The sequence below is a fragment of the Thiocapsa sp. UBA6158 genome (assembly GCF_002423035.1).
In the GTDB taxonomy this organism is placed as follows: Bacteria; Pseudomonadota; Gammaproteobacteria; order Chromatiales; family Chromatiaceae; genus Thiocapsa.
Map to the genome: position 1 here is coordinate 16,581 of NZ_DIUM01000033.1, position 20,504 is coordinate 37,084.

The following is a 20,504-nucleotide window of genomic DNA, read 5'->3' on the forward strand; positions in this document are numbered from 1 at the left end:
CTTACGGAATTCGGCCCGCGACCGCATGTCGGCTCGGGGAGGAAACCACCTCGCCTGCGGGCTAAGTCGGTACGAAGACGAGGAAGTCAAGAAACGACCGATCGGCGTGCCCTTCGTGCTTCATCGCGCTATCCTTGATCTGAATTGACCAATCGCAACGTCCCGGGCTTGGCCGGGACCCCGGCAAAGAACACGACAGCTATGAGCCAAATGCAACGACGGGGCTTGCCCCACGCCTTCTCCCCTTCCATCAAGGCCCTGGGTGCCTGCGCGATGCTTTTGGCCCTCACGGGGTGCACCGAGCTGGCGCGCTTCATCGGCAAGGCCGATCCGAAGCCCGAAGAGCCGGTCGTCGCCGAGCAGCCGACACCTACGCAAACGCAGGAGCGCGTCGAAGGTCCCGTCGAGAAGCCGAAACCCTCCAAGCTCTACGAGTGGAACGGCGACGGGCGCAAGGTCTCGCACATCGTTATCGATACCGATAGACAGCGGGCAAGCTTCTTCGTCGGCGAAGACGAGATCGGCTGGAGCACCGTCGCCAGCGGTCTGCCCAAGCACCCGACGCCGACCGGCAAATTCGCCGTCATGGAGAAGGTCGAGAACAAGCGCTCGAACCTCTACGGAAAGGTCGTCAAAAACGGCAAGGTCGTCCGCGCGAACGCCAAATCGGGCCGCGACCCGATCCCGGCCGGCGCGCGCTTCGAAGGCGCACACATGCCTTATTTCATGCGACTGACCTACGACGGAATCGGCCTGCATGCCGGACCCATACCGCGTCCCGGTCAACCGGCCTCGCACGGCTGCATCCGCCTGCCGAGCACGCTCGCCCCGGTTCTGTTCAAGCACGTCTCGCATGGTACGGAGGTCACCATCGTCGGATCCGGACCAAGCTACGGGAACTACGTCGAGAAGCAGCGCGTTGCAGCAGCCCGCGCCAAACGCGAGGCCGAGCAGCGGCGTATCGCACAGGCCAATGCGGCACAGGCGGCAGCGACCAGCGCCGAGGCGACGCCTGTCGCTGCGAGCACCGCCCCCACGCCGGCGACTGCGCGCCCGCGCGCCGACTCGCCCTCGGCCCAACAGACGGCGGCGACCCCGGCCGCCGCTCGGTCGCCGGCCTCCGATGCGGGTGGACCGACTGCCGGTTCAATCGGGGCGGCACCCACATCCGCGCCGGAAACGTCGACCGCGACCGCCGAAGTGCGGGACCCGAGTCCGACAACCGGGCCCACAGCGACCGAGACCCAAGCGGCGACATCGGTCACGACGGCGCCGGCCGCCACTGCGCCGGCCGCAGCAACGGAGTCGCCCGAGCGTGCACCGCAAAGCGTCGCAGAGCCGGTTGCCGCGCCTGCTCAAACAGGGGCCGAAACCGGCCCGGCTGCGCCGCCCGAAACGAAGCCAACACCCGCAGCGGAGACGGCACCGGCGACCACTGTCGCAAGCCCGTCGGCGACGCCGGCAGTCACACCGACACCGACACAGCAGGCACAAACACCGGCGACGCCGGCTCCTGCGGCCGCGGCAGCTCAGACGCCGCCTCCTACGGCAGCACCGCCGCCTGCTCCTGCACCGGCGGCCGAGGCACCGCAGAGTCCGCCCTCCAGCGGCAGCGCAGCGTCGCCGGCTCCCACGCCTGCAGCGCCCCCTGCCGCACCCGCTGCGCCGCCGGCCCAAGCGCAGCAAGCACCCGATGCCGCGGCACCCGGGAGCGACAGTTGAGTCTCGCCGCGGACGAGTTCGACCTCGATCCGACCCTGTGCCACCTGAATCACGCCGCCGTCGGACCTTGGCCGAGGCGCGCGACCGAGGCCGTCGCGCGATTCGCAGAGGAAAACAGGCGGCTTGGGTCCCTGCATTATCCGCAGTGGCTGGCGACGGAGCACCGGCTGCGCGAACGTCTGGCGCATCTCGTCGGGGCCGAGTCGGCGGCGGATATCGCACTGGCGAAGAACACCTCCGAGGCACTCTCGATCATCGCCTACGGTCTGACCTGGCAGCCCGGCGACGAGATCGTCGGGGTGGCGCAGGAGTTTCCGTCCAACCGGGTCGTGTGGGAGTCGCTGGCGCCTGGAGGGGTGATCTGGAAGGCGCTCGATCTGGACGGGTCGACCGATCCCGAGGCCGACCTCTTCGCGCTCTGCACCCCGCGCACCCGCATGATCGCGGTCAGCTGGGTGCAATATGCGCGCGGCCTGCGGCTGGACCTGGAGCGTATCGGTGCCTTTTGCCGCTCCAAGGGCATCCTCTTCTGTATCGACGCCATCCAGGGCCTCGGCGCCCTACCCTTCGACCTCTCGCGTACCGAGGCAGACTTCGTCGTGGCCGACGGACACAAATGGATGCTCGGTCCGGAGGGCGTCGCCCTGCTCTATGTGCGCCCCTTGCTGCGGCACACACTGACCCTGCACCAGTTCGGATGGCACATGCTCGAGCACTCTGGAGACTTCGACCGCCAGGATTGGCAGCCAGCCGAGGATGCGAGGCGTTTCGAATGCGGCAGCCCGAACCTGCTCGGCATCCATGCGCTCGAGGCCAGTCTATCGCTTATCGAAGAGGTCGGCATCGAGCAGGTCCGGAGCCAGCTCCAAGAGCGGACGGCGCATCTGATCGAGGCGATCGATCGGCATGGCTTGGAGCTCTTGTCGCCGCGCGCAACCGAGCGACGCGCGGGTATCGTCACCTTTCGGGTCCCCGGCACACCGTCGGCCGAGCTCTACGCCGGTCTGATGCAGCGCCGCGTTCTCTGTGCCCAACGCGGCGGTGGAATTCGTTTCTCACCACACTTCTACACACCTTTCGAGGTCATCGACCGCGGCCTCGGCGAGGTGCTCGCGATCGCGGCGGGTTAGGCCGCGGCAGCCTTTGGTTTGGTTTCCGCAGGCGGCAGAAACACCGTCCCCTTGCCGAAGCGGTTCACCGCCGTATCGCGGACCCACTCCGGGGCGTCGGCGTAGAATCTGATGTAGGTGAAACCGCAATCCCCGCGGGACACGGAGGCGACCCAGCCCTCGAATTCGTCTTCTCTGCTCATCTCCTGCCCTCCAAATCCAATCATCCCCGCAAGGGACTTGCCTCGACAACCTCACATTGGACAAGATCGCTGCTCCTTGCGTTTCACGCGTCGCCGTCAGCGACGTTTCATGAACAACATATAATTCACGCCCGTCCAGCGCGTATAGCTGAAGACGCGATTGAATGGATTGACCCGGACTCCCGTCCGGTCCTCGACATCGAAGTCCTTGCCCAGCAGTGCCTCCACCTCCCGAGGCGGGACCAGCTTGCGGTAGTGATGCGTGCCTTTGGGGAGCCAGCGCAGCACATACTCGGCACCGAGAATGGCCACGATGAAGGCTGCGATCGTTCGATTGATCGAGGCAATGAACATCACCCCGCCCGGTCGCACCAAAAGGCCGCAGTCTGCGAGAAACTCGGGCAGATGCTCGACATGCTCGATCACCTCCATGTTCAATACGGCGTCGAACTGCTCGCCGCCGCGCACCAGATCCTCGGCCGTGCCCAGGCGATAATCGATCTTCAGGCCGCTCCACTCGGCGTGCAGCTGCGCCACCCGCACGTTCTTCTCGGTGATCTCCATACCTGTCACCGAGGCACCGAGCCTCGCCATGGACTCGCTGAGGATCCCGCCGCCGCACCCGATGTCGAGCACCTTCAACCCTTCGAACGGGCGCTCGGCATCCGGATCCCGTCCGAACGACGCGGCGAGATGTCGACGGATGTAGTCGACGCGAAAGGCGTTGAGACGGTGCAAGGGCCAGAACGGGCCATCCGCATCCCACCAACGGTGTGCGAGTCGTTCGAAATAGGCGACCTCGTCCGGATCGATCGTGGGTGCGCTCAACTGCACGACGCTCATGTTCCCGCTCCTTGTGATCATTGGTATAGGGGCGAGATCGTGGTGACCGTGCGGGATTCCAACGGCAAGGATCAGCTGCCGGCGCGGACGACCCGTTGTCGTTGCGAGAGAATCAGGCGGAGGGCGCGGCGAGATAGGTCTCGGACTGCATCTCGGCGAGCCGGCTGAGCAGCCGTTCGTGGGCGAAATCGATCAGTCCGCCTGCGTAGAGACGATCGATGGGGGCGGCCGTGGAGAGTATAAGCTTGACGCGTTGGTCGTAAAACTCGTCGACCAGATGCAGGAACCGCCGCGCCGCAGCCTCGTGCTTTGGCCCCAGGACGGGCACACCGGACAGCAGCACGGTGTGAAACTCGCGGGCGATCTCGATGTAATCCGCTGCGGATCGGGCACCGCCGCAGAGTGCGTCGAAATCGAACCAGATCACGTCCGCACCCTGGCGACGTACCGGAATGGTCCGACCGTTGACCAAGAAGGCATCGGATCCGCCCTGATGTCCGCCGGTGAGACGGTCGAAATAGTCCGTCAGACCGCGCTCGGTCTCTTCCCAAGCATTCTCTTCGACGACGAAGAAGACGCCGCTCCGGGTCAGTGCGCGCAATCGATAGTCGTTGCCCCCGTCGAGCTCGAACACGCGCGTGTGACGCTTGAGCAGCTCGATGGCGGGAAGAAAGTTCCCGCGCTGCAGGCCATTGCGATAGAGATCGTCGGGGCGGGTGTTGGCAGTGGTAACCAGCGTGAGACCGCGTGCGAAGAGCGCATTCAGGAGACCGTGGAGCAGCATGGCGTCGGTGATGTCGGTCACCAGGAACTCGTCGAGACAGAGGACGCGGACCTCCTCGCTCAGTCCCTGGGCAATGACCTCCAACGGATCGGGCTGCTTGGGCAGGCGCGACATCCGGTCATGCACATCGCGCATGAAGTGATGAAAATGGATGCGGCGCTTGCCCGGCAGGGCGAGATCCTGAACGAACCAATCCATCAGGTAGGTCTTGCCGCGACCGACCCCGCCCCAGAGGTAGAGGCCGGGGACGGGGGTCACCGGGCCGCCGCGTCGGCCCGCCAGACGACCGATCAGGCCGCGTCCGAGAAAGCCTTGATCGGCTTGACGGGGCGGTGTGTGCAGAAGGGTTTCATGCAGCGCGAGGAGCAGCTCGCTTGCCTCGCGCTGGGCGCCATCGAGCGGTTTGAAATCGGCCATGGGTCAGACCCTCGCCAGCCAGTCGCCGATACGCCGGACCCCTTCATCGAGATCCTCGATCTCGCGGGTGTAGGCGAGACGGACATGACGTCCCGCGGCGTGTCGGCCGAAGTCGTGACCGGGCGTCAGGGCAACACCGGCCTCTTCCAGCATCCGACCGGTGAAGGTCATGGAGTCGACCGCCAGACACTCGGGCAAGCGGGCGTAGAGGTAGAAGGCACCGCTCGGTTGCGCCGGGATCCCGAACCCGAGACCGTGCAGCGCGGGCAGCAGACGGTCGCGTCGCCCCTGAAAGGCCAGACGGCGCATCTCCAGGATCTCGATCGTCGCCGGCTCGAAGGCCGCCAGAGCGGCATACTGAGCCGGCGTGTTCGCAGCGATGAAGAGGTTCTGCGCCATCCGCTCCATGACCTCGACCGCATCCTGCGGACCGGCGAGCCAACCGAGCCGCCAGCCCGTCATTCCAAAGTATTTCGAGAAGCTGTTGATCACGTACAGATCACCCGAGCCGAGCGAAAGCGCGGTACGATCCGGGACATCGTAGGTCAATCCTTGGTAGATCTCGTCGACGACGAGTGCCGCGCCGCGGTCTCGGCAGAGCGCATGAAGATCAGTCAGCACCTCGGGCGCGATCGATGAGCCGGTCGGATTGGACGGCGAGGCGACCACGATCGCACGCACTCCCGGCACCCAAGCAGCCTCGGCCAGCGCGGCCGTCAACTGATAATCAGTGTCCGGGCCTACCGGGACGGCGATCGGCTCGACCCCCAGGAGCTGCAAGACCTGTCGGTAGCAGGGGTAGGACGGATCGCAGATGAGTACGCGGTCGCCTGGGTCCAACAGGGACAGAAAGACGAGCTGAAGGGCAGCCGAGGCACCCGGCGTGACCAGAATCCGCTCGGGTGCGACCGGGGTGTCGTACCGATCGGCATAATAGTCGGCGATCGCCCGGCGCAGCACGGGAAGCCCGCCGGCCGAGGTGTAGCGGGTATGGCCGTCGGCCAAGGCGTGTCGGCCGGCCTCCAGAATCGGACCGGGTGTCGGGAAGTCCGGCTCGCCGACCTCCATGTGCACGATGGAGCGTCCGAGCGACTCCAGCTCGCCGGCGCGCGCGAGCAGGCGCATGACGTGAAAGGGCTCGACCCGACGGGCCTTGCCGGACAAGCGGCTGACGGCGGTGGTCGGTGTCACGCGCCTGGACTCAGACCCTACCGAAGGCGGCGCGATGCAGCCGATCGAGCGTCTCGAGGTCCACCATCCGGCTGCCGCCCAAGTCACCGATCAGGGCGCGTGCGGGACGGTCCGGCTCCCCGAGGTGATCCACCACCAGCGGGGCGTCGCTCAGATCCTGTGCAGCCGTGTAGTCGTTCACCGTCACCAACAGGGCACGTAAACCGGCACCCAGCGCGGAGCGAACCCCGTTGTCCGAGTCCTCCACCGCGACGCAATCGGCCGCGTCGAGCCCGAGCTCCGAGAGCGCCAGCAGAAAGATATCGGGCGCAGGCTTCTTCGCAGGTACGACATCGCCGGCAGCGATCACCTCGAACCAATTGCGCAGGCCCGGCTCCCCGGCGTTGTCGAGCAGCACGCTCACGTTCTCGGGTGTGGTCGTGGTCGCGATCGCCAGCCGCACGCCGGCCTCGCGCGCCTCGCGCAGCAGGCGCAGCACACCAGGCCGCAGCGGGATGGCGCCGCCTTCGAGCAGGGAAACATAGTGGCGGGTTTTGGCGCGATGCAGACCGGCAATCACCTCCGCCGCGTCGAGCGACGGATCCAGACTGATCCCCTCCTGCGCGATGTAGGTCGCAATCCGCTCCTTGCCGCCCGTCACCCGCAGCAGCTCGCTGTAGCGCTCTACGCCCCAGACCCAATCCAGACCGGCCTCGTCGAAGGCCGCATTGAAGGCCGGGCGATGTCCGTCTCGCTCGGTGTCGGCGAGCGTCCCGTCGACATCAAAGATGAGTGCCTTGAAGCCAAGCATCGTCAGCCCTCCGCGGGCATCATGAAAAAGGCCGCCAACGCGGCGGCCTAGTCGCAAATCCACGAGGGTCGCGGATCAATCCTTCATACGGTACTCGTCGTGGCACGCCTTGCAGGTTTCTCCGAGCTTACCGAAGGCGTTGGAGACCTCGACCTGGTCGCCGGTGGCCGCGACCTTGGAAAGATTGTCGGCGGCCGCGATGAAGTTCTTGGCGATGGTACCGACGTTTTCCATATTTTCGAAGAACTCCGGCTTGACCCGCGTCTTGACGTTGCCGACGTCCTTCTCGGTTCCCGGACCATAGAGGGCGCCCATCCCGGAATTAGCGATGCCCGCGATCGCGTTCGCAGCCGCAGCGACCTGCGCCGAGTCGTAGTCGCCTTCCAGATTCGACTTGATCTTGCCCATGTTCCAGCTCATGAAGCTGTAACCGGCTTGACGATACTGGATCTGCTCCTCGGGCTTGAGGTCTGCGAGTGCCGTGCTGGCGATGCCCAGGGCGGCGACCCCGAGGACGGTGCTGGCTAGGATTCGGTTCATTCGACAGTCTCCATGTTGGTTTGATTTCCCCGCTCGGAGCAATGTTGGGGGAGCTCGGGGGCAAATTCCAGTGCCCGCCTCCCGACCGACGCTGCTCTGCGAGCATGAACGGCGGCTGGATGATAACCCATGCTCGCCGACTTGCCACCCCGGGCTCAGGGACGGGACGGATCCGCACGACGGGTGCAATCGCGTTGGATCGACAGCATGCTTCCGATCGGCCGCACCGCATCCGTGGCTTCCAGATCGATCAAGGCGTCATACCGCTCCGCCATCCGGGTCGGCACAGCGTTGCGCGTCCGTTCGTGCTCGGGTCGGAACACCACGCCGATGGAACGGTGCGGGATCGGCGCCGCGAGCAGCTCCGAGTCCGCAAGCGCGTCGAAGAACACGCGCGTGGAGGTCCGAGCAGTCGCCTGCATCAGGGCCTCGCAGGTCCCCGCGGCCGACGCGCCTTCGAGCATTTCTTGAAACATCCCGACCGCTACGACATCGACCGGATTTGCGACCTGGATCTGGTCACCGAGCGACGCGGCAATCCGCACACCCTGCACTGCACGAAGAACCAAGCCAGCGCGCAACCGGGAATGCATCGGGCGTCGGGTCTTGGGCAGGCGACGGCAACGGCAGGGCAAGGAGCAGTACGCTGGCCGCAGCCGCAAGGCTTCGAAGTGTCGTTCTGTCTCGATGCATGATACCTCGCTGGTTGAGCCTAGGTGGCAATGCGCGGCGCCGCTTGGTCATCGGCGAGCACGCCGTCGAGCCAGTCGAACATGCGTTGATGGAAGAGCGATCGTCCCAGCATCGCGCAATGATCGCCGGCACCTTCGGCCGCGAGAAAACGCGCGAGCGTCTTCGGGCCTTCAAGGGCGGCATAGACCTCCTCTGCCGACGCCGCCAAGGCGTCGTTCTCCTCCCAAGCAACGAACACCGGGCAACGGATCGAGCGAACCGCCTGCCGATTGCTGTAGAGGCGCGCGATCTCCAGATACTCGGCAAGCGAGTCGATGCCGTGAACCCAGAAGGCACGCTGGAGAATCTTCCACCGCAGGGCGGGCGTCGCCTCGATCCGCGCCATAGAGGGTGCGAAGAGCGCCGGATTCGCGTGGCGTGGGTCCTCCAGCGCCTCGGCGGGCAGATCGGCGAGCATCTGCTTCATCGTCCCCAGCAGCTCCATGAAGCCCGGATCCGCGATACAGGCCGCCAGCCGCGGCTCGCCCCCTGCAGCACGCAGGGCGAGATAACCCCCGAAGCTCCCGCCGGCCAGGGCCAGGCGATCAGGATCGATCTCCGAGCGCGTCGTCGCATAGTCGACCACCGCACGCACGACCCGCTCCCAGTCAGGCCGCATCGGCAACCCCTGCTTGATGAGGGTACGCCCCTGTCCGGGCCCGTCGAACAGCAGGCAGTGGTAACCCCGCCGGTTCGCGGCCACGGCAAACGCGAAGTAGAGCTCATGGACCGTCGAATCGTATCCGGCGGTCACGATCAGCGTACGCCCGCGCCCCCGGACATGTGCCGCCCGGCAGAAATAGCCCGGCAGCGTCGTTCCCTCGTAGGGGATCTCCACCGCCTCGAGCGGCGGAGTCGCGCGCTCGGCGAACGCCGCAAAGGTCGCCGACTCGCGCTCGAATGCGTGCACAAGCGCGGGCGCCGTCGGCGCACCGAAGAGCGGGACATACGAGGTCCGGTAATAATTCGAAGCCCGCAGATAGGCCTCGCGCGCGCTCACCGCGTGACCGGCCGCTGCGCAGGCGTCGCCGATCGCAGCAACACGATCCGCCGTCGCCAACCATTCACGATGCCACGCGAGCGTATCGCCCGGCGGCACACGCTCCATGGTCGCCATGCACTCGCCGAAGTCAGCCCCGCCGAATTGCGTGTGCATGAGGGTGCGCATCGCCTGCTCGTCGAAAAAGGGGTCTGTCGAAAACATTTGATCTCCCGTCGATGCGCTTTAGGTGCGCTGGAACATCCCATGAGCTTTCCTGCGAGGGCCTCGTTCAGCCTCAGGGCAGGAAGAGCTGTTCCGTCACGGCGCCATCCCGAGCGCCTCCCGCAAGCTCGCCGCATCGCCGATGAATTGCACGCCCGTGATGCTGCCCCCTTCGGACGCGATCAGGGTCGCCTTTCCGGGCTCGCGCGGCAGCATGGCGGTCTCCTCTGCTTCGCGCCCCAGCAACATGGGATAGGGCCGTTTGCGCATCTTGGGCAGTGCGATCATCGAGGTGATCATGCCGGGCATGGCGCTGATGTCGGAGACGTATTGGATACCGGCCGCGGAGAGCGAATCGGCGGTTTGGTCGGCCAGCGCGGTCTCCACGAGGGCCGAGACCTCACGCTCTGCGCTGAAGATCAGCACAGAGGTGTTCGCGTCGACGGTTCGAGTGATGTCGTGTTGGTCCTGCAACGTCAGGACGGGCATGGGTGCACCGGTCTCGAACGAGGCAGCGGACACGAAGGCGGGAAACAGGATCGGGATCAGGAGCAAGCGTATCGGCATCTAGCAAGACCTCGGTAAGTCAAGGATAGGAGTGCGGGTGTTGATCGGGGCGACGCGTATCCGCGACGCCGGCAGCTCTCGGGTGCGACCGAAGGGCCGGGATCGGCGGCTTGCAGTCTGCATCCTACGCAGTCATCAACTTCGGGTGAAGAGGCTGATGAGCATGGCGAGCCACTTCGCAAACAAGATCGAGCGCGATACCCAACTCATCCAACAGCTCGCATGATGGCGCACGCGCAGGTCAGATCCGAGTACCCCAGGCGGCGTAGACCGGGTCGGAGTCGGCGAGCCGTCCGGCATAGGTATCGTCCGCCGGCCGCGGAAGGCCCCGCAGACTGAAGGTCTCGAGCTGTCCGAATCGGCCGGAGTCCCGCAGATACTCGAGCACCAGCCCGAGCCGCTCGAACGCATGCAGATCCTGCCAGATCCGGATCACCTTGGGTGGGAACCAGCGGTTGGGAAAGGTCAGGATGACGCGCCCGCCCGGTTGCAGCACCCGCGCGATCTCGCGAAACACCTCGAAGGGCCGGGTCAGGTACTCGACCGAGACCGTGCAGATCACGGCCGCGAAGTCGGCGTCGGCGAACGCCAGGGTCGGATCGCGATTCAGGTCATGGACCACACGCTCCGTCAGGACCGGATTGGCCTCCAGCTCAGCCATGTTCATGCCGAGCCCGGCCACCGCCGCGGGCTCCAAGTCGCGGGGCAGATGCGAGTGCCAACTCGTCATCAGGTCCAGGATGCGCGCTCCGGCGGGAATCAAGCGGCCGTAGAGGGCGCTGATCTCGGCAATCGCCGTGTGATCGAGATGATCGACGAGTCGGGGGACCGCATAGAAATCCGCGTCCGGACGCGGATCGGGACGCGCGAAGGGATCGTCGGACCAGAAATCGGTCGTCCGGCCTTGCCAACGCGCCTGCATGCCGGGGCCATTCTCGGTGATCAAGGCAGCCATCTCGGGGCGTTGCCCGGCGCGCTGCTCGCCACGGGCGCAAACGGCCTCGATACTTACGGCCAGGTCGAGCGTCCGCTCGGCAAGCGGGTGATTGAGATCCGCGGTGAGCCGATCCGCCTGCACATCGACCAGGCGCAGCGGCCGTCGGTCGCTGCCCGAGATGCCTTCGACGCCCTCGAGGATGCCGCGCGGGTAGAAGCGCCCGGCACGCGGTTCGATCGAGACCCCGGCGGCGAGGCGCCGGTTGAACTGCTCGGGACGCAGACTGCGCAGCAGCTCGTCGCGTCTCGGCTGCAGCAGTGCGCCCGGCTCGAAACGGCAGGTCCTGCGTTGGCCGACCGGCAGATCCATGATCTCCGCCTCCAGCTCGGGCGGGAGGAGATCGCGCCGCTGGTGGAGGCGGACTGCAACGCGGCTGTCCGTGTGTGTCGCGTCCTCGCTTTGCCAGTGCAGGTCGAGGCGAAGACGAGCCGGCATCGGCGTGCGCGTGCGCGTGCGTTCAAGCGTGTCGTGCGTCGGTGTCTCGGGCATCGCAGCGGGCTTCTTGCGGACTCGGTCGCGTCTGACGTGGTACCGGGCCGTTCGAGGCACAAGGTACCCTCGGCGGAGGGTGTGCGTCCGATGGTCGGCGCAAGGGCGGTGTTTCGTATGCCGAGCGGGCGGCATTCACGGCGTTCGCGCCACGGCCCACACCTGAATCCGCCTAACCCCGGCCTTGCGCAACACCCGGCTGAACTCGGCGACGGTACTGCCGGTGGTCACGACATCATCCAGAATGGCCACGTGGCTCCAAGGCAGCACGCCCGGAACCAGGAACGCGCCTCGAATGTTGCGATGGCGTGCGCGCTCGTCGAGGCCGGCCTGCGGCGGGGTCGGTGCGATGCGAATGCAGGAGACGTGATCGATCGGCAAGGCCAGATCCCGGCCGACGACGCGGGCGATCTCGAGCGCCTGGTTGTAGCCGCGGGTGCGCAGCCGAGACGCATGCAGCGGGACAGGCAACAGCACCTGCGGTCGGGGCGGATCGACCTCTCGGACCCGATCGGCGAGACATTGCCCGAGCACGCGCACCAGATTGAGCCGTCCGCGAAATTTCGCGCCTACGACCAGCGCCGGGATCGCCGCCTCGTAGCGAAAGGCCGCAAGACTGGTCTCGAACGGCGGCGGGTGCCGCTGACAGGCGGCACACCGCGTCCCCGCGGGCATCGAGCTGACGAAGGGCACGGCGCATTGGGGACAGCAATCGCGGTTGTGCGGCAGCTCGGCCGCGCAGCTTGGACAGAGGTCGCGCCCTCCTCCGCTCGCGATGCCTGGCGCACCGCAGAGGACGCAGGTCGGCGGAAACAACACCGACATCAGCCGGGACATCACATCGCTCTTCTCGACCGGATTACCGAACATTGGTTGACAACCGACCGAAGCCCACTAGCATAAGTGGTTTTTCCGCACCCGGAAATCGGCCCATCACGCCCATGTCACCCAAGCCTTCCCCGCTGCATGGCTCCATCCTCCGCCACGATTGGTCGGTCGAGGAGATCCAAGACATCCTCGACCTCCCCTTCACCGATTTGATGTTTCGCGCCCAGACGGCGCATCGACTCTACTTCGATCCGAACCGCGTCCAGGTGAGCACACTCCTGAGCATCAAGACCGGCGCCTGCCCGGAGGACTGCNNGCCAGCCGCTTCTGCATGGGCGCGGCCTGGCGCAATCCGACGGACAAGAACCTCGAGCAGGTCATCGCCATGGTCGAGGGCGTTCACGCGCTCGGCTTGGAGACCTGCGTGACCCTGGGGATGCTCACAGGGGCACAAGCGCGCCGTCTCAAGGATGCCGGGCTCGACTATTACAACCACAACCTCGACACCTCGCCCGAATTCTACGGTCAGGTCATCACGACACGCACCTTCCAGGACCGACTCGACACACTCGAGCATATCCGCGACGTGGGCCTGAAGACCTGCAGCGGCGGGATCCTCGGCATGGGCGAGTCGCGGCGCGACCGTGCCTCCATGTTGCGTCAGCTCGCCAACCTGGCGGCCCATCCGGAATCCGTCCCGATCAACCTGCTGGTTCGGGTCGAGGGTACACCGCTGCAGGCAAGCGAGACACTGGATCCGTTCGAGTTCGTCCGCGTGGTTGCGGTCGCGCGCATCCTGATGCCGGCCTCCTATGTGCGCCTGTCCGCCGGACGCAGCGAGATGAGCGACGAGCTGCAGGCGCTCTGCTATCTCGCCGGGGCCAACTCCATCTTCTACGGCGAGCGCTTGCTCACCACGCCGAATGCCGAGTCCGACCGGGATCGCGCCTTGTTTGCGCGCTTGGGTCTGGCCTTCGAAGAGATGGAACCCGAGCGCACCGAACCCGGCGCCTGTCACAAGGCCAAACAGGCATTGGATGCGGTTGTCGAGCACTGACCGACGTGCACGCCGGTCCTATCGTCTCGGTCACGCGCACACGGAGAAACAGATGCACGCAATGATCACGGGTACCCTGGCCCTGGCGGCCGGCCTTGCCCTGACGCTCAACAGTGCCTCCGCCGACGAGGTCACGGATCAACTCGACGCGGCCAAGCAGGCGTATGAGGCCGGCGAACTCAGAACAGCCGCGGAGACCCTGAACGGTGCCGTCGAGGCGCTTCGCGCACAGATCACGGCCGGGCTTCTAACGCTGTTTCCGCCACCTCTGGACGGATGGGTCGCGGACGAGGCGCAGTCCCAATCGGGCGGCCTCGCGTCCATGTTGACCGGGACTCACCTGAGTCGGCGCTACGTCCGGGAAGACAACGCCGAGGTGACCCTCACACTGATGGCCGACTCCCCGATGATGCCGATGCTGACCATGGCCATTTCCATGCCATTCATAATGCAGGCCAACGAGGATCTGAAGAGCTTCTCGCTCAAGGGAGAACGCGGCATGATGGAGCACACCCCCGGCAGCCAGACCTACAAGGTCACCCTCATGGTCGGGAACCGTCTGCTGGTACAGGGCGAAGGCTCCGGTCTGACGGATGCGGCTCCGTTGGAGCTGTATCTGAATGCGCTGGACTTGGAGGCCATCCAAAACGCCTTGACCGACTGAACCGCTTCCGGAGCGACATGCAGCCTTGCCTTGTGACGATGATCTCGCCGCGACACGTGATCTCGGCGCGACGCGGTTCGGGAGGCATGTCTCCGATGCTCACCGGGCGACTAAAGTCGCCCCTAGGTGTTGGGCGATGCTTTCCCGAAAATCACCTCATTTCTTCGAAATGTCTTAGGCATTCAATCTCTGAAACCGCGTCCGCGCCAAAGCCCGCAGACACCATCCAAGTTCGACCGCGAAAGATGATCGCGCAAAAAGCAGAGTGACGCGGTTTCATTTCAGGCCCGCTCGATCGGGAAGGCCAAGACCTGATCGATGTGCGTAGCGCCGACGGCGATCATCAACAAACGATCGAGCCCGAGCGCGACCCCGCTCGACGCCGGCATCCCGGCTTCAAGCGCCGCAAGCAGACGGGTGTCCGGCGGGATTTCGGTCAAGCCCAGACGGCGACGCTCGGCACAATCACGGGCAAAACGCGCACCCTGCTCCGCGGCATCTGTCAGCTCGTGAAAGCCGTTCGCCAGCTCGACGCCGTCAATGTACAGCTCGAAACGCTCGGCCACCGCCTGATCATCGGGCGGCTCGCCGCCGGGCCGAATCCGCGCCAAGGCGGCCTGGCTCGGCGAGTAGTCGCAGAGAAAACCCATGCCGGAACGCCCGAGACGCGGCTCGAGACACTGGGTCAGCAGGAGATCGAGCCAGGCATCCCGCTCGAGATCCAGCCGATCGGCATCGGGGATCTCGGCCGTGACCGCGGCCGCGCGCAAGGTCTGCAGTGGCGCGGTGAAGGGATCCAGGTCCAAGACTTCGCGAAACAGGTCGCGGTAGCGGATGCGCTCCATCGGCAGCGTCGGGCGTTGCAGTGCGGCGCGGACCAGATCGGCGACCTCGTCGATCAGCTGTCCATAGTCCATTCCCGGTCGGTACCACTCCAGCAGGCTGAACTCGGGGTGGTGCCGTCGCCCGCGCTCCTCGCCGCGAAAGACCTTGCAGATCTGATAGATGGGTCCGCTCCCGGAGGCGAGCAGACGCTTCATCGGAAACTCGGGCGAGGTCTGCAGGAAGAGCCTCCGATCGGCGTCGGACCCACCACCCGATCGGTCATCCGAGAGCGCGAGACTCGCGAGCGCCGGATCCGTCGCACCGGCGTGCGAGAGGATCGGGGTCTCGACCTCCATCACGCCGGCGGCGGCAAAAAAGGCGCGAATCCGGGCCAGCATCTCGGCGCGGGCGCGTAGGACGGGGGTCGCGGCGCAGGCCGACCAGTCATCGCAAGCGGGCATCGGAATGAACACCTCGACGTCAGGGGCGAGCGGACGGCGCCGGTCGGGCCGGCCTCGCTCGACCGCAGGTCGTCGTCAGGCCTCTTTGGCGCGCGAGACATACTCGCCGGTGCGGGTGTCGACCTTCACGAACTCGCCGGACTGAACGAACAAGGGCACACGAACCACCGCACCCGTCTCCAGGGTCGCCGGCTTGCCGCCGCCGCCCGAGGTGTCGCCCTTCAGCCCGGGGTCGGTCTCGGTGATCGCCAACACCACGAAGTTGGGCGCCTCCACGCTCAGCGGCACCCCGTTCCAGAGCGTCACCCTGCAGATGTCTTCCTCCTTGATCCACTTGGCGGCGTCGCCTACGGCGGTTGCGTCGGCAGTCATCTGCTCGAAGCTGGCCGGATCCATGAAATGCCACTCTTCGCCGTCGTTGTAGAGATACTGCATGTCGGTATCATGCACGTCGGCCGCCTCTACCGTGTCGCCCGACTTGAATGTCTTCTCGACGGTTCTTCCGGTCTTGAGATTGCGCACCCGCACCCGGTTGAAGGCCTGGCCCTTGCCCGGCTTGACGAATTCGTTCTCGACGATGTTGTAAGGATCGCCGTCCAACATGATCTTGAGTCCACCCTTGAACTCGCTGGTACTGTAAAAGGCCATATCGTCCTCGTTGACTGTGGAGCTAAACCGCACAATGGTACCGCGAAGCATCGCCGCTTGTCAGAACTCGACCCCGGAGCCGTACCGGACGCCCGAGCGTGAGACGGCCTGGAAACACGACCTCGCCGAGGCCTACCGACAGGCCGACGACCTCCTCGCCGCACTCGGCCTGAGTCCGGAGGCGATCCCGGATCTCGACGTCGCGGCACCGGGATTCCGGATGCTGGTCCCGCGCGCCTTTGCCGCCTTGATGACGCCGGGCGACCCGCGCGACCCCTTGCTCAGACAGGTCCTGCCGCTCGGGGTGGAGCGCTTGTCCGTCGCCGGATTCAGCCGCGATCCGGTCGGAGACATGTCAGCGGACAGCGGTTCGGGGCTGCTTCGAAAGTATGCAGGCCGTGCCCTCCTGATCGTCACGGGTGGGTGTGCGGTGCACTGTCGCTATTGTTTTCGAAGACATTTTCCATACGCGGCGCTCGGTGAGACCTCGGATCGCACGGGCGTTGCGATGGCCTCCATCACCGCGGACCCGGAGATCTCCGAGGTCATCCTCAGCGGCGGGGATCCCTTGATGCTGGACGACGATCGCCTCGGCGCACTGCTCGAGCGCCTGTACGAGATCCCGCACCTGAGACGCCTGCGGATCCATACACGCCTCCCCGTGGTCCTGCCGTCCCGGGTCACCGACGCACTCTGTCGACTCTTGGCCGGCTCGCGTCTCGCCACCATCCTGGTCGTGCATGCGAACCATCCGAGCGAGCTGGGTGCGCAGGCCGAGGATGCACTGCAGCGATTGGGGCGTGCGCATCTGACCCTGCTCAACCAAAGCGTCTTGCTGCGCGGGGTCAACGACGCGGTCCCGACACTCGCTGCTCTGAGCGAGCGCCTCTTCAAGTGCGGGGTTCTCCCCTACTACCTCCACCAGCTCGACCCGGTGGAGGGTGCGGCACACTTCGCGATCTCAGACACGCAGGCACTGCGGCTCGGCGAGGCATTGCGGGAACGCCTTCCCGGTTATCTGGTCCCGCGACTGGTCCGCGAGGTTCCGGGGGTCGGATCCAAGATCCCCTTGATCGATTCGGCCCGCATCGGATCGCCGCTCTTGTGAGCGCGTTGGTTTCCCTCACGGGCTGCGAAGTCCGATAATCATTCGGATGACACTGTTCCGAAACCGCGTGGATCCCGAACCAACCCGTATCATGTCCGCGCAACCCCAACTGCTGGCCTTGCTTCTGCTCACCACCGACACCCTTGTGGCGGAGCGGCTGGTGGAGCGCCTGCGAGCAGACGGCCTCGCCGCCCGTGCGCTCGTTACCGCGCGATCGGATCGTTTGAACGATCTGCTCGCTCGGCGCGCCTTCGACATGATCCTCTGGTGGCGCCACGACGATGACCGGGACTTGGCCGAGGCGATTCGACGTCGCGGCGAGCGCGCTGCCGAGATCCCGCTCATCATGATTGCCGCCGAGGCGCCCGTTCCCGAGGCCGTGCGCGAGGCACGGCAGCTCGGGGCACGCGCCCTGCTCGCCCGCACCGACGACGAGCAGCTTGTCTGGACCATCCAGCGCGAGGTGACCGATCTGCGTCAACGTCGCCGCGCCCGTGAGCTGGCAGCTCGGCTCAAGCAGTGCGAACGGCGCTCCCGCGAGCTGCTCGAGCAGGCCGGTACGGCGATCGCCTTCGTACGGCAGGGTCTGCACCTCGACGCCAACAGCGCCTACCTCGCGCTGCTCGGCTACCCGAACCTGGACGAGCTCCAAGCGATTCCATTCCTTGATGCGATCGATCCGGACCAAAGAGACGAAGTCCGCGATCTACTGCAGAGTGCCGAGCGGACGGCGCAAACCGAGCCGGTCGCGATCACGACACACCTGCGCTCGAGCCGAGGCAAACGGTTCGAGGTCCGCTTATCGGCTGCGCCGACCGTTCTCGACGACGAGCCCTGCCTGCGTTTGATCCTTGATCCATCGCGGGCGCCGGGGGCAGCGAGCGACGGCATGCCGTCCGATATCGCCGCCGCCCGCACGATCTTTTTCGAGGAGATCGAAACGCGGCTCGGTCCCGATCGATCGGTTCCGCTGCCCTTTGTGGTCTTTTTCGTTCGCTTGAGACGACACTCGGAGCTTCTGCGCGATTTGGGTCTGACCCATGGGCTGGACATCGTCGACGGCTTCGGTCCGGTCTTGGCCTCGTTCGCCAACCGGGCACATGCGCTCACGCGAATCAGCGACGATGGTTTCGCCATGATTGTCGACGACTTGGATGAAAAGGAGGCCGAGGCACTCACCGAGCACATCCGCGAGCACGCCCGCCTGCCGCAGCGCCTTGCAACCACGGGACGCATCGCACCGGACTGCGATATCGGCCACTACCTCGTGAAGGGACATGCAGCGGCCGCGCAAGACATCCTCAACGCAGCCTACAGGCTGTGCGTCTACAGCGCGGCATCGCCCAAGGACTGCGCGGCCGGGATGCAGACCCCCACATCGCTGGAGACCCGCACCAAACAAGCCGCCGTGGGCGGGGACTCGGAGGTCGCCGAGAAGATCGCCACGGCGCTCGGCAACGAGCAATTCAAGCTCGTCTACCAACCCATCATCAGCCTGATGGGCGACAACCAGGAGAACTACAGCGTCCTGGTACGCCTGCTCGACGAGGCGGGCGAGTTGTTGGAGGCCAAGGATTTCATCGGGGCCGCGATCCGACGCGGGTTGATCGAGGAGATCGACAAATGGGCGATCCGCGACGCCGTGCGCGTGCTCGCCGAGCAACGCCGTGCCGGTCACAAGCTGCGATTCTTCATCAATCTTGCCGAAGACACCTTCCGCGACCCAGGCATCATACTGCACATCTGCGACTGTCTGCGCGAGTTCGACATGCGCGGCAACGGGCTCGCCTTCCAATTTCAGGAAGAGCTGGTTGCCGAGAATCTGGCAAGTCTCGGCAAGCTGATCGATTCGCTGAGGCAGATCAAGTGCCGAGTCGCGATCAACCGTTTCGGCGCCACCAATCGGTCCGAGATGATCCTGCAGGCGCTCCCGGTCGATTTCGTCGTTCTGATGCCGGACTTCGCGCGCGCACTGGCCGAGGACCCGGTCAAACAACAGCGGCTGATGAACATCGCAAACCTTGCGCGCGAGTTCAACGTGAAAAGCGTGGTGACGGCGGTGGAGGACGCGCAAGCCCTGACCATTCTCTGGACGGCGGGGGTCGATTATGTCCAGGGCAACTTCCTGCAGCGTCCGTCGCCGACGCTCGATATTCAGCCCTAAACAGCGCTCGATACGACATGCGATGCTCGCAGGATGAGGTCGGCCTCGGCGCGATCGACAACTGCTGGAGTCTGCGCAGTTTAAAAAATTGAAAAATAAGAAGTTCTAAACCGGGTCACCGCCGAGATAGCGGGGGTACGCGAACCGTTGGACTCACTCGAAACGGAACATGGCGCTCCAGACGCGGTTTAGCCGGGGTTATCTGCGGGTTCTGCCATTCGGTTCGGCGGGTCGGTCTCTCTATTGGCGACACCGTGCGGAACATGGCCGGTTGCCACATGACGGCTCGCCGCGTCGCAATGGACGCGCTGGTCGTCGAAAAAGATGTCCGCATCGAAGGCTGCGAGAAAACGCCCCTTGTCGAGCCCGCCGAGAAAGAGTGCCTCGTCGATGCGGATATCCCAAGCACGCAAGGTACGGATCACCCGCTCGTGCGAGGGCGCACCGCGCGAGGTCACGAGCGCGGTGCGCAGCGGCGATGCCTCGGGCGGAAAGAGTGCCTGAAGTTGATGGATCGCCACCAGCAAACCCTTAAAGGGTCCACCGGGTAACGGCTCGTGCGCGGAGGCCAGCTCGGTGGCGTTGAAGACCTCGAGCCCTTCGCGACGGAAAAGCCTTTCTGCGTCGTCGGAGAAGAGTACCGCATCGCCGTCGAACGCGATTCGAACCTGCTCATCCTCCTCCGGGTCCGCCGGAAAGCCCGCCGGCAGGACCGTTGCCGCGGCACACCCTGCATCCAAGGCCGAGCGCACGTCCCTCGGATCCGCGGACAAGAACAGATGCGCACCGAAGGCTGACACGTAACGGTACGGACTTGCCCCGCCCGTGAAGGCGGCGCGAGCGATATCCAGGCCGTGATGATGTGCGGAGGTCAGGACGCGCAGCCCGGTGTCCGAGCTGTTGCGCGAAATCAGGATGACCTCGACACGACCCCGATCACCCAGGGCTGCATTGAGGCTCATGAGCTTTTTGGCGAGCGCGAAGGCCACACCGGGCTCGAGGATGTCGTTCTCGTGCGCGACCTGATAGTCGCGATAGGCATCGACACCCTGCGTCTCGAACACCTGGTGAGACTCGCTGAGGTCGAAGAGCGCGCGCGAGGAGATGGCGACGATCAGTCGCACGGATTCGGGGAGACCCGGGTGCACGGTCAACTCCGAC

The 20,504-nt window shown here is 65.4% G+C and carries 20 protein-coding genes and 1 pseudogene; 7 read left to right on the forward strand and 14 right to left on the reverse strand.

Features of this window, described 5'->3' with window-relative positions; translation table 11 throughout:
• Positions 1-201: 201 nt before the first annotated feature.
• Both B4N44_RS05250 and B4N44_RS05255 read left to right on the forward strand, forming a co-directional pair.
• Entirely contained in the window at positions 202-1,722 is a 1,521-nt protein-coding gene (locus tag B4N44_RS05250) for a L,D-transpeptidase (RefSeq protein WP_296697583.1), read from the forward strand.
• Positions 1,719-2,852: an aminotransferase class V-fold PLP-dependent enzyme gene (locus B4N44_RS05255; RefSeq protein WP_296697586.1), complete on the forward strand. Its 1,134-nt coding sequence runs from the start codon at positions 1,719-1,721 to the stop codon at positions 2,850-2,852. Before B4N44_RS05250 ends, B4N44_RS05255 begins: the two co-directional genes overlap by 4 nt.
• Here the strand turns inward: B4N44_RS05255 and B4N44_RS05260 are convergent.
• The 7 genes from B4N44_RS05260 to B4N44_RS05290 all read right to left on the reverse strand — a co-directional run bounded on the left by B4N44_RS05260 (position 2,849) and on the right by B4N44_RS05290 (position 8,063).
• A complete protein-coding gene (locus B4N44_RS05260; protein WP_093037113.1) occupies positions 2,849-3,034 on the reverse strand; it encodes a hypothetical protein in 186 nt (61 codons plus the stop codon). The two genes, B4N44_RS05255 and B4N44_RS05260, sit on opposite strands and share 4 nt — an antisense overlap.
• 96 nt (positions 3,035-3,130) lie before the next feature.
• The gene (gene ubiG, locus B4N44_RS05265) at positions 3,131-3,877 is read right to left on the reverse strand and encodes a bifunctional 2-polyprenyl-6-hydroxyphenol methylase/3-demethylubiquinol 3-O-methyltransferase UbiG (RefSeq protein WP_296697592.1); all 747 of its coding nucleotides are present in this window, start codon (positions 3,875-3,877) and stop codon (positions 3,131-3,133) included.
• A gap of 112 nt (positions 3,878-3,989) precedes the next feature.
• Complete coding sequence (zapE, locus tag B4N44_RS05270) at positions 3,990-5,078, reverse strand: cell division protein ZapE (RefSeq protein ID WP_296697595.1); 1,089 nt, start codon at positions 5,076-5,078, stop codon at positions 3,990-3,992.
• Positions 5,079-5,081: 3 nt separating this feature from the next.
• Positions 5,082-6,203 (reverse strand): aminotransferase class I/II-fold pyridoxal phosphate-dependent enzyme, encoded by a 1,122-nt coding sequence (locus B4N44_RS05275; protein WP_296697693.1) that lies wholly within the window; start codon positions 6,201-6,203, stop codon positions 5,082-5,084.
• A 76-nt stretch (positions 6,204-6,279) separates the two neighbouring features.
• Complete coding sequence (locus B4N44_RS05280; RefSeq protein WP_296697598.1) at positions 6,280-7,059, reverse strand: HAD family hydrolase; 780 nt, start codon at positions 7,057-7,059, stop codon at positions 6,280-6,282.
• Between the two features lie 75 nt (positions 7,060-7,134).
• Positions 7,135-7,599 (reverse strand): c-type cytochrome, encoded by a 465-nt coding sequence (locus tag B4N44_RS05285; RefSeq protein ID WP_296697600.1) that lies wholly within the window; start codon positions 7,597-7,599, stop codon positions 7,135-7,137.
• Between the two features lie 155 nt (positions 7,600-7,754).
• Entirely contained in the window at positions 7,755-8,063 is a 309-nt protein-coding gene (locus B4N44_RS05290; protein ID WP_296697604.1) for an erythromycin esterase family protein, read from the reverse strand.
• A 3-nt stretch (positions 8,064-8,066) separates the two neighbouring features.
• On the opposite strand from B4N44_RS05290, the gene B4N44_RS05295 reads away from it, so the two are divergent.
• On the forward strand, positions 8,067-8,294 hold the full coding sequence (locus B4N44_RS05295; protein ID WP_296697607.1) for a hypothetical protein: 228 nt from the start codon (positions 8,067-8,069) through the stop codon (positions 8,292-8,294).
• A 17-nt stretch (positions 8,295-8,311) separates the two neighbouring features.
• On the opposite strand, the gene B4N44_RS05300 is transcribed toward B4N44_RS05295, so the two are convergent.
• The 4 genes from B4N44_RS05300 to B4N44_RS05315 form a co-directional block, all read right to left on the reverse strand.
• Positions 8,312-9,535, reverse strand: coding sequence for an alpha/beta hydrolase family protein (locus B4N44_RS05300; protein WP_296697609.1), 1,224 nt, complete (start codon positions 9,533-9,535; stop codon positions 8,312-8,314).
• Between the two features lie 96 nt (positions 9,536-9,631).
• Positions 9,632-10,102, reverse strand: coding sequence for a hypothetical protein (locus tag B4N44_RS05305; RefSeq protein ID WP_296697613.1), 471 nt, complete (start codon positions 10,100-10,102; stop codon positions 9,632-9,634).
• A 241-nt stretch (positions 10,103-10,343) separates the two neighbouring features.
• Positions 10,344-11,588 carry a methyltransferase domain-containing protein gene (locus B4N44_RS05310; RefSeq protein WP_296697616.1) on the reverse strand — a complete coding sequence of 415 codons (1,245 nt, stop codon included), beginning with the start codon at positions 11,586-11,588 and terminating at the stop codon, positions 10,344-10,346.
• Positions 11,589-11,723: 135 nt separating this feature from the next.
• A complete protein-coding gene (locus B4N44_RS05315; RefSeq protein WP_296697619.1) occupies positions 11,724-12,458 on the reverse strand; it encodes a ComF family protein in 735 nt (244 codons plus the stop codon).
• A gap of 71 nt (positions 12,459-12,529) precedes the next feature.
• Between B4N44_RS05315 and bioB the strand changes: the two are divergent.
• Both bioB and B4N44_RS05325 read left to right on the forward strand, forming a co-directional pair.
• Positions 12,530-13,473: pseudogene (gene bioB / locus B4N44_RS05320) on the forward strand (biotin synthase BioB).
• 52 nt (positions 13,474-13,525) lie between these two features.
• A complete protein-coding gene (locus B4N44_RS05325) occupies positions 13,526-14,137 on the forward strand; it encodes a hypothetical protein (RefSeq protein WP_296697622.1) in 612 nt (203 codons plus the stop codon).
• A gap of 281 nt (positions 14,138-14,418) precedes the next feature.
• On the opposite strand, the gene epmA is transcribed toward B4N44_RS05325, so the two are convergent.
• Both epmA and efp read right to left on the reverse strand, forming a co-directional pair.
• Positions 14,419-15,423, reverse strand: a complete 1,005-nt coding sequence (gene epmA, locus B4N44_RS05330) for an EF-P lysine aminoacylase EpmA (RefSeq protein WP_296697626.1) — start codon at positions 15,421-15,423, stop codon at positions 14,419-14,421.
• Between the two features lie 75 nt (positions 15,424-15,498).
• Complete coding sequence (gene efp, locus B4N44_RS05335; protein WP_296697628.1) at positions 15,499-16,071, reverse strand: elongation factor P; 573 nt, start codon at positions 16,069-16,071, stop codon at positions 15,499-15,501.
• 34 nt (positions 16,072-16,105) lie between these two features.
• On the opposite strand from efp, the gene epmB reads away from it, so the two are divergent.
• Positions 16,106-17,179: an EF-P beta-lysylation protein EpmB gene (gene epmB / locus B4N44_RS05340; protein WP_296697631.1), complete on the forward strand. Its 1,074-nt coding sequence runs from the start codon at positions 16,106-16,108 to the stop codon at positions 17,177-17,179.
• Between the two features lie 46 nt (positions 17,180-17,225).
• Complete coding sequence (locus tag B4N44_RS05345) at positions 17,226-19,343, forward strand: EAL domain-containing protein (protein ID WP_296697633.1); 2,118 nt, start codon at positions 17,226-17,228, stop codon at positions 19,341-19,343.
• 188 nt (positions 19,344-19,531) lie between these two features.
• Here B4N44_RS05345 and B4N44_RS05350 read toward each other — a convergent pair whose 3' ends face one another.
• The gene (locus B4N44_RS05350; RefSeq protein WP_414718114.1) at positions 19,532-20,497 is read right to left on the reverse strand and encodes a 5'-nucleotidase; all 966 of its coding nucleotides are present in this window, start codon (positions 20,495-20,497) and stop codon (positions 19,532-19,534) included.
• Positions 20,498-20,504: the final 7 nt, after the last annotated feature.

What these genes read in the sequence shown, in the direction of transcription:
- B4N44_RS05250 (WP_296697583.1), top strand. Translation starts at nt 202, where the DNA reads ATGAGCCAAATGCAACGACGGGGCTTGCCCCACGCCTTCTCCCCTTCC.
- B4N44_RS05260 (WP_093037113.1), bottom strand. Translation starts at nt 3,034, where the DNA reads ATGAGCAGAGAAGACGAATTCGAGGGCTGGGTCGCCTCCGTGTCCCGC.
- ubiG (WP_296697592.1), bottom strand. Translation starts at nt 3,877, where the DNA reads ATGAGCGTCGTGCAGTTGAGCGCACCCACGATCGATCCGGACGAGGTC.
- zapE (WP_296697595.1), bottom strand. Translation starts at nt 5,078, where the DNA reads ATGGCCGATTTCAAACCGCTCGATGGCGCCCAGCGCGAGGCAAGCGAG.
- B4N44_RS05275 (WP_296697693.1), bottom strand. Translation starts at nt 6,203, where the DNA reads ATGCGCCTGCTCGCGCGCGCCGGCGAGCTGGAGTCGCTCGGACGCTCC.
- B4N44_RS05280 (WP_296697598.1), bottom strand. Translation starts at nt 7,059, where the DNA reads ATGCTTGGCTTCAAGGCACTCATCTTTGATGTCGACGGGACGCTCGCC.
- B4N44_RS05285 (WP_296697600.1), bottom strand. Translation starts at nt 7,599, where the DNA reads ATGAACCGAATCCTAGCCAGCACCGTCCTCGGGGTCGCCGCCCTGGGC.
- B4N44_RS05290 (WP_296697604.1), bottom strand. Translation starts at nt 8,063, where the DNA reads ATGCTCGAAGGCGCGTCGGCCGCGGGGACCTGCGAGGCCCTGATGCAG.
- B4N44_RS05300 (WP_296697609.1), bottom strand. Translation starts at nt 9,535, where the DNA reads ATGTTTTCGACAGACCCCTTTTTCGACGAGCAGGCGATGCGCACCCTC.
- B4N44_RS05305 (WP_296697613.1), bottom strand. Translation starts at nt 10,102, where the DNA reads ATGCCGATACGCTTGCTCCTGATCCCGATCCTGTTTCCCGCCTTCGTG.
- B4N44_RS05310 (WP_296697616.1), bottom strand. Translation starts at nt 11,588, where the DNA reads ATGCCCGAGACACCGACGCACGACACGCTTGAACGCACGCGCACGCGC.
- B4N44_RS05315 (WP_296697619.1), bottom strand. Translation starts at nt 12,458, where the DNA reads ATGTTCGGTAATCCGGTCGAGAAGAGCGATGTGATGTCCCGGCTGATG.
- B4N44_RS05325 (WP_296697622.1), top strand. Translation starts at nt 13,526, where the DNA reads ATGCACGCAATGATCACGGGTACCCTGGCCCTGGCGGCCGGCCTTGCC.
- epmA (WP_296697626.1), bottom strand. Translation starts at nt 15,423, where the DNA reads ATGCCCGCTTGCGATGACTGGTCGGCCTGCGCCGCGACCCCCGTCCTA.
- efp (WP_296697628.1), bottom strand. Translation starts at nt 16,071, where the DNA reads ATGGCCTTTTACAGTACCAGCGAGTTCAAGGGTGGACTCAAGATCATG.
- epmB (WP_296697631.1), top strand. Translation starts at nt 16,106, where the DNA reads ATGGTACCGCGAAGCATCGCCGCTTGTCAGAACTCGACCCCGGAGCCG.
- B4N44_RS05345 (WP_296697633.1), top strand. Translation starts at nt 17,226, where the DNA reads ATGACACTGTTCCGAAACCGCGTGGATCCCGAACCAACCCGTATCATG.